At 32.4% G+C, this 18,528-nt stretch carries 16 protein-coding genes; 6 read left to right on the top strand and 10 right to left on the bottom strand.

Annotated elements, in window-relative coordinates; genetic code table 11:
• Nucleotides 1-148: 148 nt before the first annotated feature.
• Nucleotides 149-3,364 (bottom strand): SNF2 helicase associated domain-containing protein, encoded by a 3,216-nt coding sequence (locus tag ACYSNW_RS17120; RefSeq protein ID WP_461746576.1) that lies wholly within the window; start codon nucleotides 3,362-3,364, stop codon nucleotides 149-151.
• 339 nt (nucleotides 3,365-3,703) lie between these two features.
• Nucleotides 3,704-4,327, bottom strand: coding sequence for a lysophospholipid acyltransferase family protein (locus tag ACYSNW_RS17115; RefSeq protein WP_461746574.1), 624 nt, complete (start codon nucleotides 4,325-4,327; stop codon nucleotides 3,704-3,706).
• 636 nt (nucleotides 4,328-4,963) lie between these two features.
• On the opposite strand from ACYSNW_RS17115, the gene ACYSNW_RS17110 reads away from it, so the two are divergent.
• From ACYSNW_RS17110 to ACYSNW_RS17100, 3 genes are read left to right on the top strand one after another with little or no spacing between them, the layout of a single operon-like run.
• Nucleotides 4,964-5,878: a helix-turn-helix domain-containing protein gene (locus tag ACYSNW_RS17110; protein ID WP_461746572.1), complete on the top strand. Its 915-nt coding sequence runs from the start codon at nucleotides 4,964-4,966 to the stop codon at nucleotides 5,876-5,878.
• Between the two features lie 23 nt (nucleotides 5,879-5,901).
• Nucleotides 5,902-6,636: a tRNA1(Val) (adenine(37)-N6)-methyltransferase gene (locus ACYSNW_RS17105; RefSeq protein ID WP_461746570.1), complete on the top strand. Its 735-nt coding sequence runs from the start codon at nucleotides 5,902-5,904 to the stop codon at nucleotides 6,634-6,636.
• On the top strand, nucleotides 6,626-6,925 hold the full coding sequence (locus ACYSNW_RS17100; RefSeq protein ID WP_461746568.1) for a GIY-YIG nuclease family protein: 300 nt from the start codon (nucleotides 6,626-6,628) through the stop codon (nucleotides 6,923-6,925). The genes ACYSNW_RS17105 and ACYSNW_RS17100 overlap by 11 nt, the downstream gene beginning before the upstream one ends.
• A gap of 52 nt (nucleotides 6,926-6,977) precedes the next feature.
• Here ACYSNW_RS17100 and ACYSNW_RS17095 read toward each other — a convergent pair whose 3' ends face one another.
• The 5 genes from ACYSNW_RS17095 to ACYSNW_RS17075 all read right to left on the bottom strand — a co-directional run bounded on the left by ACYSNW_RS17095 (nucleotide 6,978) and on the right by ACYSNW_RS17075 (nucleotide 11,782).
• On the bottom strand, nucleotides 6,978-8,858 hold the full coding sequence (locus ACYSNW_RS17095) for a sortase family protein (protein WP_461746566.1): 1,881 nt from the start codon (nucleotides 8,856-8,858) through the stop codon (nucleotides 6,978-6,980).
• A gap of 773 nt (nucleotides 8,859-9,631) precedes the next feature.
• On the bottom strand, nucleotides 9,632-10,177 hold the full coding sequence (locus ACYSNW_RS17090) for a cysteine hydrolase family protein (RefSeq protein ID WP_461746564.1): 546 nt from the start codon (nucleotides 10,175-10,177) through the stop codon (nucleotides 9,632-9,634).
• 17 nt (nucleotides 10,178-10,194) lie between these two features.
• Complete coding sequence (locus ACYSNW_RS17085) at nucleotides 10,195-10,887, bottom strand: 5'-methylthioadenosine/adenosylhomocysteine nucleosidase (protein ID WP_461746563.1); 693 nt, start codon at nucleotides 10,885-10,887, stop codon at nucleotides 10,195-10,197.
• Nucleotides 10,888-10,910: 23 nt separating this feature from the next.
• Complete coding sequence (gene macP, locus ACYSNW_RS17080; RefSeq protein ID WP_461746561.1) at nucleotides 10,911-11,207, bottom strand: cell wall synthase accessory phosphoprotein MacP; 297 nt, start codon at nucleotides 11,205-11,207, stop codon at nucleotides 10,911-10,913.
• Nucleotides 11,204-11,782, bottom strand: a complete 579-nt coding sequence (locus ACYSNW_RS17075; RefSeq protein WP_461746559.1) for an NUDIX hydrolase — start codon at nucleotides 11,780-11,782, stop codon at nucleotides 11,204-11,206. The genes macP and ACYSNW_RS17075 overlap by 4 nt, the downstream gene beginning before the upstream one ends.
• A 496-nt stretch (nucleotides 11,783-12,278) precedes the next feature.
• On the opposite strand from ACYSNW_RS17075, the gene ACYSNW_RS17070 reads away from it, so the two are divergent.
• A complete protein-coding gene (locus tag ACYSNW_RS17070) occupies nucleotides 12,279-12,941 on the top strand; it encodes a 5-bromo-4-chloroindolyl phosphate hydrolysis family protein (protein ID WP_461746557.1) in 663 nt (220 codons plus the stop codon).
• A gap of 28 nt (nucleotides 12,942-12,969) precedes the next feature.
• The gene (locus ACYSNW_RS17065) at nucleotides 12,970-14,160 is read left to right on the top strand and encodes a toxic anion resistance protein (RefSeq protein ID WP_461746555.1); all 1,191 of its coding nucleotides are present in this window, start codon (nucleotides 12,970-12,972) and stop codon (nucleotides 14,158-14,160) included.
• Between the two features lie 100 nt (nucleotides 14,161-14,260).
• Here ACYSNW_RS17065 and ACYSNW_RS17060 read toward each other — a convergent pair whose 3' ends face one another.
• The 3 genes from ACYSNW_RS17060 to abc-f form a co-directional block, all read right to left on the bottom strand.
• Nucleotides 14,261-14,584, bottom strand: coding sequence for a CHY zinc finger protein (locus ACYSNW_RS17060; protein ID WP_461746554.1), 324 nt, complete (start codon nucleotides 14,582-14,584; stop codon nucleotides 14,261-14,263).
• Complete coding sequence (locus ACYSNW_RS17055) at nucleotides 14,581-15,114, bottom strand: biotin transporter BioY (protein WP_461746553.1); 534 nt, start codon at nucleotides 15,112-15,114, stop codon at nucleotides 14,581-14,583. The genes ACYSNW_RS17060 and ACYSNW_RS17055 overlap by 4 nt, the downstream gene beginning before the upstream one ends.
• 383 nt (nucleotides 15,115-15,497) lie before the next feature.
• A complete protein-coding gene (gene abc-f, locus ACYSNW_RS17050; protein WP_461746552.1) occupies nucleotides 15,498-17,045 on the bottom strand; it encodes a ribosomal protection-like ABC-F family protein in 1,548 nt (515 codons plus the stop codon).
• 385 nt (nucleotides 17,046-17,430) lie between these two features.
• On the opposite strand from abc-f, the gene ACYSNW_RS17045 reads away from it, so the two are divergent.
• A complete protein-coding gene (locus ACYSNW_RS17045; RefSeq protein WP_461746550.1) occupies nucleotides 17,431-18,255 on the top strand; it encodes an NUDIX domain-containing protein in 825 nt (274 codons plus the stop codon).
• Nucleotides 18,256-18,528: the final 273 nt, after the last annotated feature.

Here is an 18,528-nt window from a genome sequence, read left to right as displayed (position 1 = left end):
TCCTTTTTGAGAAAACATAGCTAAGGAATGTCCGAAAACTATTTAGAAGTACCTATGTCCAGCTAAATAACGAAACTATTCGCCGTAGCATTTTTCTATTCATTGTGATTTTGCACTCAAAAGCTACTAGCCATGTTTTTGCGCAATTTTATATTTCTGGAGAAAGTTCTTCTCCAATACTTAATATACTACGAATATCATCTTCTGTTAGTTTAGATAACTGTTCTTCGCTTCCTTGAATTACCTTTTGGAACAACTCTCTTTTTTCTTTTTGTAATGAATTCATTTTTTCCTCGACGGTTCCTTCGGCAATCATCCGCCAAACCTCAACGACATTTTTTTGACCCATACGATGAGCTCGCCCAGCAGCTTGTTCCTCAACCGCAGGATTCCACCAAAGATCATAGAGAATAACCGTATCCGCACCTGTTAAATTCAGTCCCGTTCCACCCGCTTTTAGGGAAATCAGGAAGATATCTCGTTCGCCTTCATTAAACGCATCAGCCATTTTGATTCGCTCTTTCGGTTTTGTACTACCTCTTAAGTAAAAAGTAGTCAGCCCCAGCTCATTTAATTCTTTTTCGATAATCGATAACATACTGGTAAATTGAGAAAAGAGCAACACTCTGCGATTATTTTCTTTCGCACTCACCAATAAATCTTTTACTTGTTCAAGCTTTCCTGAACCACCTGTATATTCATCAATAAACAAACGCGGATCACAACAAATCTGCCGTAATCTAGTCAAGCCCGCTAAAATACTTAAACGATTTTGCTTAAACGCGGCTTGGTCCATTTTACTCACATCTTCTTGCATTTGTTTTAAATAAGCTAAATATACCGTTTTTTGTTCTTCCGTTAAAACACTGTATAAATTTGCCTCAATTTTTTCTGGTAAATCGCTAAGCACATTCTTTTTATCTCGTCGTAAAATAAATGGTTGAATGATTTTGGCAATTTCTTCTGGTCGCATGCTCCTAAAAGCCGTTTTCGTTGGAAATAGACCTGGTAAAATCATCTGGAAAATCGACCATAGCTCATCTAAATTATTTTCTATTGGAGTTCCACTTAAAGCAAATCGTTGCGGTATTTTAAGACTCTTTAACGCTTGAGCTGTTTTTGTACTACTATTTTTGACCATCTGCGCTTCGTCTAAAATCAAATAGCCTAAATTTAGGGCTTGATACATTTCAATATCTTGTCTTAAACTTGCATAAGAAGTAATCAAAATATCTAAGTTCTCTTTTTCCACTATATTTTGCCGTTCACTTTTACTCCCTGACACTACAACTGCTTTTAAATCTGGTGCAAATTTTTTGATTTCAGCTGCCCAATTATACGTTAAACTTGCAGGCGCAACAATCAAGGCAGGCCCTTTTAAAATCCCCTCTTCTTTTTCAGAAACAAGATACGTAATCGTTTGTACCGTTTTACCTAAACCCATTTCATCTGCTAAAATACCGCCAAATTGATAATAGCTCAACATTTTTAACCATCTAAAACCTTCAATTTGATAATTTCGCAATGTAGCATGAATTCCTTTAGGAACTTCAACTTGAAAATTTTCTGGTTGAGTTAAATTACTGACCATTTGCTTAAAGGAGTCTGAAAAATGAGTATTGACCTTTTTTTCTAGCATATTTTCAATAACAAGTCCTTGATTTCTAGGAACTTGGATGGTTCCTTGAACATTCTTCATATTTTTTCGCAATAACGTTAAAATTTCACTCGTTTGATAAAATTCTTCCGAATCAAAAGATAAAATTTCGCCAGATTCAAGCGTATAAAAGCGATCATTTCGTAATAAACTAGCCAAAACAGCATCGATTTCCTGTTCTGCAATTCCCGAGATATCAAAACGAACATCCAGCCATGAATCAGAATCAGATACTTCAATAGTTGGTTGATGTTGTTGGGCATCTAAAAAGAGTTCTCGTAATTTTTTACCCATCATCACTTCGCCCATTTTACGAAAAGTTGGAATTTCGGCTTTAAAGAAATAATATAATCGTTCGCCAGCAGGTAATTCTTTCTCATAACCTTCAGCAATATTTCGATAATTAAATTTTTCCAACATTGAATGAATTTCTGCCTCTTTTTTCGTTTCTCGAATAACCTCTTGTTGCTTTTCAATTTTAGTTGTAAACGATGAATCCGATGAAAAAACAACATCTCCATACATAAAATCTACTCTGACTTTGATCATTCCTTTTATCTTTCGAAAAACAAAAAGAACTTGTAATGGATGATAAACAATGGTTTGTTCAACTGCTGGACTAATGGAAAGAGATCCAATTTTTTCAAGTAGCGGAATAACCGAGCTGAACAAATCAGATAATTCCTCTTTTTTATATACAATTTGTGGTTTATCCACTCGTTTAAGTAATTGGACTAAAGTTAAATAAATCATTTCTTGCTCTTGCGTCACTTGATAAATTTCATTTTGCTTAAAACCCCAATAATAGTGGGATAAGAATAGTGTAAATGAATTATAGATTTGTAACTGATAGGTATCTTCATCCACTTTATCAACACTGAAACGAATTGGTAATGGCTCATCTTTAAAAACTAGTTGACGATATTTATTTTTTCCATCACTCATATAAAAATGATTCGTTGCACACATTTTAGTTACTAATTGTTTGTCTTGGTCAATTGGTAAAATCAAATAGCGTTTTTCCAATTTTCCTTTTACTTGAACCCCATTTGAGGTCAACAATTGACTCGTCTGGTAAATCGCTGCTAGTTGCTCTAAAATTTCTTGGTCCTCTGCTAAAAAACTACCTTCACCTAAATCGAATTGATGCTTCTTATTAAGCATGAATAACGTTCTTTTTTGATATGCAGATAAAAATTCGCCAATGTTTTTTACAATATATGTTTTAGGTTTTACCCCTTGGTTGCCAATTCGCAAAGATATGCCTAAAACTGATAGCTCTGGATAGTAACTATTCGTTTCAAGCGCATCTAAACAAAATTCCACATGCAAAGGAGAAACAGCTGTTTCTTGCGAAGTTTGAGTTAGTTTTTCGAATCCTTTAGTGAACATTTTTGCTAAGGAAGTATCATTTTTTTGGAGTACTTCTACTTGTTTTTCTGTAATCACCCTAGAAAGACCTTTTTGGCGCAAATACAATTCTACTGCTACCGTATGCTTACAATAACCATGTTCCTCCCAATAAGGACATTCACATTGATCTTCTTCCTTTGTTGTGCCATCAAGTTGAACCAAATATCGTTCTCTACCTAAAACTTCTGCATGCCAAACTTTTTTTGAATGATCTTGTACAACGGAAATCACACGACCTTCTTTCATATAGTTGCGTCCACGATCCACAATTCTTTCTGGTATACTCCACTTCATCGACTCACCTCCAATTTACAACTAGCATCCTGATACTTTTTATTTTTACTTTTTAAATATATGTTGTTCCTAGCTATAACGTTTTCTCTATGTATAACCATTGATTCGTCCACCACCAAAAAAAGTCCTTCTTACTATTATAACAAATTTGATCGCAAATAAGTAAACAGAAACAAAAGAAAAACCAAAGAGAGACAAAAACGAATAATCGACCTCTTTGATTTTTCTTATTTTTAATATAAAACAATTTCGATTTCTATCTACTGCAAGTGAAATTAAGAGCTAAAAACCTTATCCTCCATTAATACGAATCAATGAATTCTTCAGAAAATAATTGAATCATTTATCTTCAATCGTATAAGTAAAATTAGGATTGACTTCTTTGTCCAATTGATCAAAAGCTACTTGCATTCTGCGTTCAACTTCAGCAATTCCTTCTTTATCCATTTTTTTTATATCACTAACATCAATAGGATCACCAAAGCAAATTGTCACACGGCGTCTTTTAAAAAGATCTTTCAGTGTTAAAGGTCCTTGATAAACAGAGGGAACAATCGGAACTTTAGCCATTTTGGCAATTAATGCCACGCCGCCTTTTAAATCTGATGAATGACGAGTTCCGCTAGGAAACATAATTAAGCTTAAATCTGTATTTTTTAAAGTTTTAACTGGCGTTTTGATTGCACTCGGTCCAGGTTTATCTCGATCCACAGGAAATGCATTCGCATGTTTTAAAATAAAACTCAATATAGGGTTTTTAAACAATTCTTTCTTTGCCATAAAACTAAATTTTTTTGGAGTACCTCCAACGGCTAGATATAAAGGTTCCCACCAAGTTCTATGTGGAGCAACCAAAATATAATTTTCATTTTCTGGAAGCCTGTCTTTCTTCTCATAACGAACATTTCCGTTAATAATAAATAATACTACACGAACGACCCCTCGCATAAATCTATAAAACATGTTTTTCTTCCTTTCCTTGTTCCTGTTTATCAGTATGACGAACAAAGATAAATTTGACAAGTCTTTTTCACTATCTTTTAAAAATCTCATAAGAGTTTGGAAAAGCGATTTTTATTTTATCCTCTATTAAATAGATATTGATAACTATCATCCTTAACTTTTAGATATTAATCGATTGTTGGAACATTACTTGCATTTAAATGAGAATCAAAAAAACTCTATCATTAGGTAGATGACCAGTCCACCATGATAGAGCGCGCGTTTTTTTACATATTTCTACTATTTTTTTATTTTTGTACTAAAATTATATGTTTGACTATTTTCGACAAATTTAATGGTTACGTCGAAAAAAATTAAACACCGCCTTTTATAACTAAAACAGAGACAATTGATGCTATAGCTACGAAACTGAACATGATAAAATCCCTCCACTTCCTATTAAAAAATGCAAATCTTTGTGCAAACAAACTATTTGTTAACAGGTAAACCATACCAAACAATTAATAAGAATAAAAGCGCGAAAGATAAAATTTGCCATTTTAGCAAAAATAACTTAAATAATCACATTTTTATACAAAAAGAAATTAGTTTTCTATTTATTATATGCTATAATAGCAAACAGGAGGAGAGAAACCCATGAATATAGGCGATACTTTACATTTTTTTAGAACACAAGCTAATTTCACGCAAAAAGAAATGTTATCCAATCATAGTGATCCATCCATATACTCTAGGATAGAAAACAATAAAAGACCTCCGCGGATAGGAGAAATTAAAGATATCCTAAATAAATTATCAATTGAATCCGAAGAATTTTTTTCATTTGCATCTCTTGATATAGAACAAGACGAATTCAGAAACTTATTTTATTATTGTGCAAATCACTTAGATAACAGTCCAAAAAAGAAAAAAATTTTAAGCTATTATAAAAAATTGTCTGCCCAAAAAAATAAAAGCTTAAAAGAATTATCAAATTATATAGGTATAAAAAATTATTTTTATGATCACTGGGAAGAAGTTACTGAGATAACTGTTGATGAATTAGAATCCATTTTTAATTACTTAATGAATAAAAAAGTCTATTTCCAATATGATTACATATTGATTTCAAACTTAATTCATCATTTTACTGTAAAACAAGCTGATTTAATTATATCTAAAGCTATTCCTATTGCTTTTGAAGAGAAAAGAGATTCTATTACTAAAAATTTTGCTTACAATTCATTGATTAATTTAATTTCTATTCGTTTACATGATAAAGACTATGAACGTGCAGCAAAATATATACGCCTGGCAAAAAAACAAGACAAACTGAATAATAATTATAATTACCGTATGAATATACAATATTTAAGTAATCTCTTATCTTATTTAGAAAAAGGAGAACCCATTTATATGGAACATATTTATAATTTCATTCATATTTTAGAAGATATTGGAGACTATACACAGGCTGACAATATAAAAAAAGAACTGAAAATATTAACTCATAATACTATTAATACATCTAACACAAGACGATATCCAGTTGCATTACTAAATAAAGAGTGATTTTTATCATGGAGGACTATTTAATGTTACACTCAGATGAACGTATTGATCAGTTATTCGCTGACGATATTAAAATTATTCAAAGTAAAGAAGTTTTTTCATTTTCTATAGATGCAGTCTTATTAGCTAATTTCCCAAATTTTCCGAAAAGTGGAAAAATCATTGATCTTTGTGCGGGAAATGGTGCGGTAGGTCTTTTTGCTAGCAGAAAGACCCAAGCTGCCATTACTCAAATTGAAATTCAATCTAGATTAGCCGATATGGGCAGAAGAAGTATTTTACTAAACCATTTAGAAGAGCAGTTGACTATGCTCGAATTGGACTTAAAAAATGCCTCTACAGTGATTAAACCCGATTCAGTTGACTTAATACTATGCAATCCGCCTTATTTTAAGGAATTGGCTAAAAGCCAAAAAAATCCGAATATGTATCTAGCGATTGCTCGTCATGAAATTGCCACATCTTTAGAAGAAGTTATTCACGTGTCTGCTAAGCTTTTAAAAACAAACGGTAGATTAGCAATGGTTCATCGACCAGATCGTTTTCTTGATATTCTTCATGCGATGGAATTGGAAAATATTGCTCCAAAAAGAATTCAATTTGTTTATCCAAGAGTTGGTAAAGAAGCAAATACACTATTGATAGAAGGAATCAAACAAGGAAAGAAAGACGGTTTTCGTGTACTTCCGCCACTTTATATTTATGATGAAAACAATGAGTATCAACCCGAAATGAAGGCGATGTTATTTGGAGAATAAACACTATTTTTATGTTCTGCTTTGTAATGATCAGAGCTTCTATGGCGGCTACACTACCGATCCAACTCGAAGACTAAAAGAGCATAATAAAGGGGTTGGTGCAAAATATACCCGCATTAAATCTCGTTTACCAGTAAAAATGATTCATTTAGAAGCTTTTGAAACGAGAAGTCAAGCAACTAAAGCAGAAGCTGCGTTTAAAAAAAATACACGTAAACAAAAGGAAGTTTATTTAGTAGAAATGAAGTCTTCTAGCTGTTTAAATCATATCATCGATTCTGATTCTTAAACTCTTGTTGATTTCGTAGGGAATGTGACAAAAAAACTCATTCCCTTGAATCTCAACCTTCCCGAATTAAATTTAAAAAGATAATTGGTAAGACAAATAATAAAAATAATGGAACAACTGTTTGGACTGGATCAGACAAGATATTAGCTGCTAAATTCATGCCAAATTGCTGTAAAAAAGAGACTGGATTCTCATTAATAAGAATCCCATCTAATTGTTCACTTTTGTTCTTAATCCCTATTTTTTGAATAATTTCTTGATCTACTTCTGCGATAGGAAGCTTCTGAACTAAACGTCCCTGAACCAATCTTCGATAGATAGTCCCAATATCTCCTTCACATCTAATCAAGGTAATAATTGGTTCTTTTTGTTTATCTAGTACCGAAACTTCTGTATCACGTATCACTTCATTTTTTGTTATTTTATAAAAATAAACCTCTTTAAAATCTGTCGCATAGATCATCTCTTCTTGTTGTACTTTATCCATTGCTTGCAATAATACCTCTTGTCCATAAATACTATGCGACATTAACACATAATTCCCCGCTCCTAACTCTTGATCTTGATAGTAGGTAGCCACCCCATTTAACAGATTTTCATTATACAAACCTGCCAAAATAGGCAAATCAATGTTTACTGATGGAATCGTAAGTTTTCCTATTCCCCAACTATTGATATTTTCTTGCATATCAGATTTCGCTTTTGCGTAATTTGCAATATTAACGCTGGCTATTTGACGTTCTTCATAAAAAGAGTTCATGATTTTATCCGTATTATATGCGTACAATTGATCAGAATTGCCTACATCGATTACTTCTAACTCCGGTTCTTGAGTCATTTTGAAATAACCATAAATAGCAATCACTAAGACGGTAATCATTGTGACTAACAAGACAACAAATAATCCTCTCGTAATCAGGATCAAACGGTGCAAGTTTCGTTTGGCACGTAAAGAAATCTCAGGTACTTTAGCTTTAGATTTTTTTACTAAAATACGATAAATAATACCTAACGTCAAAAAAATGACCGCACATAAAATCAAAGTGGATAGAACAATGTTTTGATAGCTCCACAGATTTCTTTTTTCTACTTTCCTTTGAAGCGCTTCTTCATAGGGAATACGGTGTCCATTTACTAATAAGCGATAGGTGTTAATTCCAGGCGGTGTACAAGTCAACAAAGTAACCATGTCCTTTTTAGGTGTTATTTGCACCTTATCAACACTTTCAGGCAGTACTTCTTCAAACGATTCTATCTCGTAAGCCAAACGCTTCCCTAAAATATTAACAAAAAAAAGATCCTTTTCTTTTAAATTACGAATATCTGTGAATAACACTTGATTCTGAACCCCGCTGTGTCCTGTAATAACTGAACGCGTATTTTCCCCACCAATTGGAATGGACGAATTTTCAAAGTGTCCTAAACCTTTATTAAGTGTTTTATATGACGTTCCATGATAAAACGGTAAATTATCAATGCCAATTGCTGGAATGTCAATTGTTCCCATCACACCTCCTTCATTAATAATTTGTTGATAATCAATAGCATCTTCAGCACCTGATAAGCCTTGTTGCTTATTAAAAATTGCTTTATTGTACGTTTCAGCTGCTTTCATTTGTTGATCTAATTGTTCTTTACTTAATTTCTCTTGGGTTTCATTATAAACACTGACTGCTTCACTTCGAGTACGATTAGCTAAGTAGTTCGCTACAATAGGATATAATAATAACAGTAAACCACTAATAATCATCGTAAGGGCAAAATATAATAAAAATGAATGCTTTTTCTTTTTTGACTGTTTAGAAGTGTTCCCTATATTTCTTTTTTTCCTGTTATCAGAATGAGGGGATTTAAGCTTTTTTTTCTTTCTAGGTGCTTTTTTACTTCGTTTTTCTCTATCAAGAAGAGTTTGTGCTTTCTTTTCTTTTTTCATAAATTCCCCTCCTCAATGAATTTAAGCTTGTTTCAGACGAAAAATTGTTGTACTTCTTTATAAAATATTTTTTTATGATACGAAGATAACTATTCTAAGAAAAATAACTCTATAATCTAAACTCATTTAATTCTTTTTTGCTCACCGTCCGATACTTTGTGCTACAATTTTCTAAAAACAAACTATGTTATTTATATTTTACAACCAACGATTTTCTTGTCAATTTCAATTTAACTCAATAAATACTTAACAACAGAAACAAAATATTCATTCCAGTGAAATTAACAAAAAAAAACAAAAATAAATTTTCTTGAACCAGCAAAAAAAGCGAATCAAATTTTCAAAAAAAAGTATGTATAAATCGTTATTAAATAAAGAGAAAAATAAAAGAAAATCAGAAACACAACTTTTCTTAAGAAAATCTTAATATAAAACTGAAATAGCCTAATTTTTGTAAGATATTGCTTTTTAGATTCTATAAGTTATGGTGTTTCATTCCAAACAAAAAAAGACCAAACTATCAGCCAAAAAACGCCTAGTTTAGTCTTACTTGTTTATATAAAAATCAAGCATTAAATATTAATTTTAAATTTATTCCTATTTTCCGAAAAACTTACTCAAAAGCAAGAAAAGAATCATTTTTTGTAATGAATAAACGAAACTTACTTCCAATAATGAAGTCTATAAAATAACATAAACGAATACTTTAGTTTTAAGGCGAGCTTTAGTTACGCTAAAAAGAATCCGTTTTTATTTATAATTCCCATTTTTTCTTAAACAATTTTAGCACCTAGAACATTCTCAAAATGTTTTAATGCCCACTCATGTCCAATTGGATCAAAGCTCGCTACTGCGGATTGATGTACGTATATTTCATACCCTAAATTATAGGCATCTACTGCCGTATGCAAAACGCAGATATCAGTACAAACACCAATCAAATGAAGTTCAGTAATTTTTCGTTCTCTTAATCGAATATCTAAATCAGTTCCACTAAAAGCTGAATAATGACGCTTATCTAACCAATAAACAGACTCTTTTTCCTTGCTCGCATCATAGAGTTGAGCTACTTTTCCATAAAGAGCTCTCCCATTAGTTTTTGCAACATTATGAATAGGAAAAAGATTACGCTCTGGATGAAAAGAGTCATTAGGATCATGACAGTCAATAGCATAAACAACAAACTCATTTTCATCGATAAATTTTTGCGTAATTTGAACCATTTGATTTTCGATGGCTTGACCGACTATCCCAGTAGTCAACAACCCATCTGTGGCAACAAAATCATTCGTATAATCAATTGAAATTAAAGCTTTCATATAATTCCCTACTTTCATCAAACAAGATGTTTAACAAATTCAATGACCATTTGGGCAGATCTTTCACCCGCAACTTCTATAAATTCATCAAATGTCTGAGTTGCTTGTTGGTCAGCTGTATCGCTGATTGCTCGTACTACCAAAAATGGCGTATTAAATTGAGTAGCCGCTTGAGCAATCGCAGCACCTTCCATCTCACAAGCTAAAGCTTCTGGAAAATCATTAAGTATTTCTTTTACTCTTTCTGTATCATTTACAAAGGAATCCCCCGTAACGATTAGACCATATCTAGCTGATAAGCCTGTTTTTTCAGCCGCTTTTCTCATTTCACTTTTTAAATAATCACTACATTCATAAAATAAAGGCATACCTGGTAATTGACCTGGCGCATAACCAAAATTTGTTACATCTACATCAAAATAGGCAAGCTTATCTGCAATGACAACATCTCCAACTGAAAGACCTTGGCCAATTCCACCTGCTGACCCTGTATTAATGACCATATTCACTCCATATTGATGAATCAATAAAGTTGTCGTTACCGCAGATAACACTTTTCCAATACCTGAACGAACCACGATTACTTCATGACGACCTAATGAACCAGAAATAAACAATGCATCTGCTCTTTCCCACGATCGAGTATCCGTCAATTGTTCTTTTAAAATTTTTACCTCTTGATCCATCGCACCAATAATTCCAATTTTCATTACAGTTTTTCCTCATTTCTTTTCTATAAATTTAAAACAATAAATATAACGATGATCAACAACAAAGCAACAATGATAATCGCTTTCGTCAACGTGCTACTTCGTTCACGTATCTTAGTTCGCTCACCTGCCCGACTCTTCGTTATCTCTTTTTGCTTTTTGTGTTCTTTACGATAAAAACTAGAGATTTCTTTTTCACGTTTTTGAAATTCTTTGTCTGCATCTTTTTTTTGTTGCTGGTAATGCATTTCTTCTTGTTTCTCTTGTTCTTCTTTACGCTTTCGTAATTCAGCCCGAGTAACTAGCGGACCTTTGCTCATGGAGAGTCCTCCTTATTTTTCTTCAATTGTTTTAATTCCCAATACATAATAGCAAAAACAGTTTTGGCATCACATATCTGACCGCTTATTATTTTTTCTTTTGCTTCATCTAAAGTTAATTCATAGAGTTCCAATACTTCGTCCTCATCTTGTGGTCGAGGATGTTCAACTTTTTCTAATCCTTCTGCATAGAAAACATGTAAACATTCATTCGCAAAACCTGGAGATAAATACATAGATTGAACACATGCGATTTTTTCAGGACGAAAGCCAGTTTCTTCTTCTAATTCTCTTTTGGCCGCTTCAAGCAGCTGATCTTGCTCCCCTGACTCAAGTTTGCCAGCAGGAATTTCTAAAATGATTTTTTCTAAAGGTTTTCTAAATTGTTTAACCAACAGGATTTTATTATCTTTGGTGATTGGAATCATCGCTACTGCACCAGGGTGAAAGACTAATTCACGTTTTCCCATTTTCCCATTCGGCAATTCAACTTCATCTACGACAACTTCAATGATTTTACCTTTATAAATCGCTTCTCTAGAAATTGTCTTTTCTTCAAATGCTTCATCATTCAAGTTGCATTCTCCTTTTTTCTACTATTATAAGTTGTAAAAAATTCCTCTTTTAATTTGTTTTTTTCGGCTACTTCTTCTACAATTTAAAACTAACTTTCCTTTGATTGTAACGCATATAAAAAAAATTTTCACTTTTTTTAGAAAGAACTTAGCATTTCTATACAGATTTTAACAAATTTTCGCGCTAAAAGTCTTTTTGTTTTACACAATTGAACAACAGTTGTAACTATTATTAAGAGATGGTTGAACAAGATACGGTTGTGTCACACGTACAGTTTTATTGGTAAAGGATCAACTATCCATTATTGAATCAAATACAAAGTTTACTACTGCTAAAGTCTTAAAAAAACACTAAAACGAGCAAGTAATTCTTACGTTTTCACTAAATATTAAAATCAACCTCTAGACGGATATTCTTTCTAAGGTTTAATGTGATAAAATGATTTATGTAGCGAAGTAGAACTTCGATGAAAAGAATGATTGGAGGGTATTAAAAATGAGAAAACGAAATACGATTAAATTAATTGCTGGGTTAATTTTAGTTTCTATAGTTTTTAGATCAACTGTAGTGGATAGACCAATATTTTTTGCTGCGGTCATCTTAATAATCGCTTTTCTATTTTTAGTTAGAAGACCAGGCAAGAAAAAAGTTAAAAAAACGGATAAATTACCTAACTTAACAAAAACAAAAGAAGATCATTACGCTCAATTAGGGCTGACCGATCAAGAAATCACTTTTTTTAGAGATACAATGAACATTGCCAAAAAGCAAATCGACCAACTACAAGAAAATATGACTAGCTCTACAAAATTACGTGCGATTGATTTAAGAAACGACACCTTACGAGTTTCAAAAGCTTTATTCAAAGAATTAGTTAAAGAACCTAAAAAACTACATTTAGCGAATCACTTTTTGTATACTCATTTACCAAACTTAGTCGATTTAACCAATAAGTATTTAGAAATCGACGCACATGAAATAAAAAATAAACAAACCTATGAAAAATTGGAAGAAAGTGCCCAAATCATCGATCAAGTTTCTAAATTGATCAAAAAAGATTATGAACAGTTTGTCGCTGATGACTTAGAAGATTTGGATGTTGAAATTTCCGTTGCCAAAAACAGTCTAAAAAGAGATAATGGAGATAACAATATTTAACACTTATTATTTTTAGGAGGTAACTTATATGGAAGAAAACAAATCCAAAGATGTGACACCAGTTAATGACACACTGGATGATTTATTGAACAATCCTTTTTCAACACCTGTTGATTCATTAACAAGTACACAACAAAATGAAATAACAGCTCTAAAAGAACAACAAGCAGCTGCTCGTTTAGTAGATAAATTACCTGAGGAACGCCAAGCACAAGCGAGAGAACTTGCAGCTAAAATTGATGCGCAAGACTCGCAAGCTGTTATTACTTACGGTTCTGCAGCTCAAACCAAACTAAGTGAGTTTTCACAATCTATGCTAAACCATGTCCAATCACAAGATATCGGTCCTGTTGGGGATTCACTTACTGATTTAATGTACCGCTTAAGTGAAGCAAATCCAGATGAACTAAGAACTGGCGAAGGTAATTTTTTACAAAAAATGCTTGGTAGAGCGAAGCAATCAATTTTTGAAATAACGGCTAAATACCAAAAAATCGGGGCTCAAATCGATAAAATTGCTGTTAAGCTTGAAAAAGAAAAAGATGGCTTATTAAAAGATAATTTGATGCTTGATCAACTATATAACAAAAATAAAGATTACTTTGATGCATTAAATATTTACATTGCTGCTGGCGAGTTGAAAATGGAAGAACTTCAAATAACCACTATTCCAGAAGCTATGAAAAAAGCTGAAGAATCTGGTGATCAGATGGATGTTCAAATCGCAAATGATTATACACAATTTTTAGATCGTTTAGATAAACGAACACATGATTTACGTTTAGCTCGTCAAATTACGATTCAGCAAGCTCCTCAAATTCGTTTAATTCAAAATACAAATCAAGCGTTAGCGGAAAAAATTCAAGCATCTATTAATACTGCTATTCCACTTTGGAAAAACCAAGTAGTCATTGCATTAACCTTGCTACGTCAAAAAGATGCAGTTACCGCACAACGTCAAGTTTCAGAAACAACGAATGATTTATTGAAGAAAAACTCTGAAATGTTGAAAATCTCAGCAATTGAAACAGCTAAAGAAAATGAACGTGGTATCGTTGATATCGAAACTTTACAAAAAACACAAAACGACTTAGTTGAAACAATCCAAGAAACATTGAGAATTCAGCAAGAAGGAAAAGAAAAACGTCGTGCAGCTGAAATTGAATTAGGTACGATGGAAGAAGATTTGAAAAACAAACTATTAGAATTGACACAATAATCAACAAAAAAACCACCAAATGCTATAATTCGCAATTGGTGGTTTTTAATTGTGCTACACGAGTTTTCGAGATTAATGTTCCCAATATTTATCATAACTATTAATTTTTGCTTTGAAAATAATAATCAGCATGAAGAGAACAATTTGGGTTAAATTTATGGTAACAATTCGGACAGTTCGGACTTTTTTTATATTCTAAATAATTCATTTGATTGAGACAAGCCCCACACATCACTATCTTATCGCTATTTTGTCGTTCAACGGGCCACGGTTTAAAGGTATGCATCTCCTGTTTATTATGACATTGGTAACAAGCATAATATTTTTTACAATCAAAACATTGATTCGCAATTATATCTTCTGCTGAATGATAATGAACGCAACGTCCAAAATAATCAACCAATTCTCCATAAATCACGGTCATTTAATCATCCCTTTTACCCGTTTAGCAATCACAACTGTCAAAATTGCTTTGATTGTATCCCCTGGAATAAAAATCAAACTAGCGAGCAAACTACTAGTAATAGAAATTTGAGAAATGAGGCTCACCCCTAACGCACCACAAAAATCAATAAATAGCACACCCAAAAGAAAAACTATCACAAATGATCGCCAACTATTCTGATTGTTCGGATTAAATTTTTCTGTCATTAAACCAATCAAAAAAGTAGAAATAGGATATGCATATAAATATCCTGCTGTTACATTGAAAAAGACACCCATTCCACCTGATCCGCCTGACAAAAAAGGAAAACCAACAGCTACTAATACTAAAAATAAAACAGAAGCAATAGTACCGTTTCTTTTTCCAAGTATTAAACCACTAAGCATAAAACCTGCATTCTGAAGAATGATTGGCACTGGTAAAAGTGCTATCGGGATTGGTGGAAATAATCCTAAAATAATTATAATACTGATCATAATCGCTATTCTTGTAATATCACGTGCTTTCAAACTATTTCCCCCAATAAACTAAATTTATAGTCTTACAATACTCTTATCAAACAAGTTTGTCAACTTAAAAATAAAAATAGGGTGACTATTCTTTTCTAGTTAGTTTTTGTGAGAAAAAATATGCGATTCTTCAAAAAAATTACGAAATAGCTGAAAGCTATAGTAGTGAATCTATTTTCAAGTTAACTGAAATGCACGAACTTATGTTATGTTTTTAGTCATTATTATCAACTATATTTTTTGAAAATTAAAATTTTTGATTCATTTTCAGATACCTTCTAGGAACATAAAACGTTTATACTCAATAGAAATGATTTCCACTTAATATATTTCACTTTTTTATGAGTTACCGCTTATTTTCGCGCTATCACTTACTCAAGCTATTAAGTAGCCAACATTTTTAACTCCTCTAAAACCTCTTGAAACTCAGCTTCCAATTGATCTTTTTCACTTCCTGAAACCATTGATAATTGAGTCATCAAATAGACCTTACGATTTTCTAAAAGTAGTTTTTCTTGATGCTTTTGTTCTTGTTCGATTGTACGATTTTTATCTTGATCACTAATGATTTTTTTCTGATTAAGTTCCCATTTTTCAGTGGCTACTTGATTAATAAATGATTCATCATGCGAAATAAATAAAATCGTTCCTTGATAGGCTATCAATGCAGCTTCTAGTTCTTTAATCGACGAAATATCCAAGTGGTTCGTCGGCTCATCTAAAAGCAATACATTACAATCGCTCAAAAGTAACTTGGTGATTGCAACTTTACTTCGTTCTCCACCACTTAAAACATGTATATTCTTATTGACCTCTTCTCCGCGAAATTGCATATGTGCTAGTAAATCTCTTACTACTTGCTCATCATACACGGTTCCTTCTCTCACTGCTGACAAAATAGTCTGTCCTTCTTTAAGATCTTCAAACGTTTGGCTAAAATAACCAAATTTGATTCCTTGCGCGAAATCAAGTCCTGCGTTTTTAGCAAAAAGTTGTTTTAATAATGTCGTTTTACCGGCACCATTTGCGCCAACTAAAGCCGTTTTAGAACCATTTTTCAAAGTAAAGGAAGCATCTAATAATAATTTTTTGTGTTTTACTTTTAAATTGTAATGCTCTGCGCGAATTAGTTCCTTACGATGAATCCTTTTAGCAGCTGAAAAAGGAATCACTAAACGCTTTTTTTCATTTGGTTTGTCAATTACTTCTAATTTTTCTAAGCGACTTTCCAAAGCTTTTACTTTGTTATCTAGATTTTTCTTCGCACGTTGATTTCCCATCTTATGCAATCGAGCTTCTGAATTACCCATTCGTTTCGGTGTTTTCCGAGTATTCTTACTTTTATCACTAACGGTTGACATGGCTTTTTTTATCTGTTGTTGCTCTGTTTGATACTGCTCATACTTTCTTTGTTGCTCCAAATCTTGTCTGTTTTTTTGTTCTTCGTAAATATCATAATTACCCTCATACATCGTTAACTGTCCTTCTTTAATTTCAAGAATTTTATTAACTACTCGATTCAAAAATGAACGATTGTGAGAGATTACTAGTAAGGTCCCATCATACGCTACTAATTTCTTTTCTAAAAATGAGAGTCCCTTTTTATCTAAGTGATTGGTCGGTTCATCTGCTAAAACAATACCTTTAGGAATCCGTAAAGCTTCTTGAATTCTTTTTTTCGTCTGCTCTCCACCACTCATTGCAACTTGTGCATCAATCAATTGATCAATACTTGCAATTTGATCCGTTATAACTACTTCACCCGTTGTAGGCAGACATGTTCCTTGGATAATTGAAAACAACGTTGATTTTCCACTACCGTTATCTCCTACAATCCCGATTTTACTTCCGGTTGGTATGTTTAAATAGGTCGTGTGAAATAACTCCTTTGCCCCAAAACTGATACTAATATTTTTTAATTCGATGGACATAAAAAAACCTCCTTCAATCCTGAAGAAGATGCCTTTTCCTATTTAAATAGTCACTTTCAAGATATAAGATTTCCCCTATAAAATAAACACAACAAAAAAAGGTCGTTTACTTATTTATAGCGAAATATCCTACATCATATAGTTAAAGGACATTATTCTAGGCACACTCATCTACTTACAGAATTTAATTTTTCGCAAATGCGGATTAAATTAGTTGTTTGCAGATGTATTGTACATATTAGAATACCTATCCCTTTCTTAAGTTGAATCCAGTTTACCAAAAATAGCTTAAAATTTCAATAAAAACGTAAGATTAGTTGTTTTTATTGCTCTTCATGATACAATATAGTAAAAATTACTTTTATTTGTTAGAAAGGATGATTAGATGCCTCGTTTTAATTCAAAGGAAGAAGAAAAACGATACTATGAACAAGAAGCAACTGAAGCTGAGTTTTCAAGTTGGTATCATCAACAAGAGCTTCCAGAATATGAAAAACCCTCTTTAACTGTTGATATAGTTTTAATGTGTTATAACAAAGAAGAAGACCAATTGAAAATTTTATTGATTAAGCGTATTGGTCATCCCTATAGAAATTCTTGGGCATTACCTGGCGGATTCGTTAATCGCAATGAATCGACTGGAGAAAGTGTATTAAGGGAAACACAAGAAGAAACGGGAGTCGTTATCTCTAAAGATAATATTGAACAATTACACAGTTTTAGTCGTCCTAATCGCGATCCTAGAGGTTGGGTCGTTACAGTCAGTTACTTAGCTTTTATTGGCGAAGAAACGCTGACGGCTGGAGACGATGCAAAAGAGGTCCGCTGGTTTACTATGGAACGTAAAAAAGACACCCTTTACTTAAAAAATGAAGATGTCGAAATTATCTTATCGTTAAAAACAGGTGAATCAACTGGAAAAGACACACTTGCCTTTGACCATAGTGAGATTATTTTAAAAGCCTTTAACCGTGTTGCAAACAAAATGGAGCATGATCCGCAAGTATTACAAGTATTGGGAGAAGATTTTACTATTACCGAAGCTAGAAAAATTTTCGCTAAATTTTTAGGCGTTAATTACAAAAACATTGATCATTCGAATTTTAAAAAAGCCATGCTACAACATTTTGAGGAAATCGGTGAACGTCCTGTCGGAATCGGTCGCCCATCGAAAATTTATCAACTTAAGGCAAAAGATTATTTACATTGATTGTTTACAACAGTCAATGTAAATATCTTAATTTAATAAAAAACAAAATAATTATATTTCTTATAAAATTGAAAAAGCTATGAACATAGAAAAATCGGCTCTATAATTTATGGGACTGATGAATCAGAAATGATTCTTCAGCCCCATTTTCATTTTAAGTATAAAAAAACATATCGTTCTCATGTATGATTAATTTACCACAAAAAAACAAACAGAGAGGACGATATGTCTATGTCAAATGATATCAAAAAAATGCTAAGAATTACAGATAAA

The sequence above is a fragment of the Enterococcus sp. LJL99 genome, assembly GCF_054871725.1.
The sequence above is the reverse complement of the archived record's forward strand: the minus strand, read 5'-3'. Positions and strand labels throughout refer to the sequence as shown.

Coding starts and splice junctions, on each gene's coding strand:
- ACYSNW_RS17095 (WP_461746566.1), bottom strand. CDS start 8,858: ATGAAAAAAGAAAAGAAAGCACAAACTCTTCTTGATAGAGAAAAACGA.
- ACYSNW_RS17110 (WP_461746572.1), top strand. CDS start 4,964: ATGAATATAGGCGATACTTTACATTTTTTTAGAACACAAGCTAATTTC.
- ACYSNW_RS17120 (WP_461746576.1), bottom strand. CDS start 3,364: ATGAAGTGGAGTATACCAGAAAGAATTGTGGATCGTGGACGCAACTAT.
- ACYSNW_RS17060 (WP_461746554.1), bottom strand. CDS start 14,584: ATGACCGTGATTTATGGAGAATTGGTTGATTATTTTGGACGTTGCGTT.
- ACYSNW_RS17070 (WP_461746557.1), top strand. CDS start 12,279: ATGAGAAAACGAAATACGATTAAATTAATTGCTGGGTTAATTTTAGTT.
- macP (WP_461746561.1), bottom strand. CDS start 11,207: ATGAGCAAAGGTCCGCTAGTTACTCGGGCTGAATTACGAAAGCGTAAA.
- ACYSNW_RS17045 (WP_461746550.1), top strand. CDS start 17,431: ATGCCTCGTTTTAATTCAAAGGAAGAAGAAAAACGATACTATGAACAA.
- ACYSNW_RS17065 (WP_461746555.1), top strand. CDS start 12,970: ATGGAAGAAAACAAATCCAAAGATGTGACACCAGTTAATGACACACTG.
- abc-f (WP_461746552.1), bottom strand. CDS start 17,045: ATGTCCATCGAATTAAAAAATATTAGTATCAGTTTTGGGGCAAAGGAG.
- ACYSNW_RS17085 (WP_461746563.1), bottom strand. CDS start 10,887: ATGAAAATTGGAATTATTGGTGCGATGGATCAAGAGGTAAAAATTTTA.
- ACYSNW_RS17105 (WP_461746570.1), top strand. CDS start 5,902: ATGTTACACTCAGATGAACGTATTGATCAGTTATTCGCTGACGATATT.
- ACYSNW_RS17090 (WP_461746564.1), bottom strand. CDS start 10,177: ATGAAAGCTTTAATTTCAATTGATTATACGAATGATTTTGTTGCCACA.
- ACYSNW_RS17115 (WP_461746574.1), bottom strand. CDS start 4,327: ATGTTTTATAGATTTATGCGAGGGGTCGTTCGTGTAGTATTATTTATT.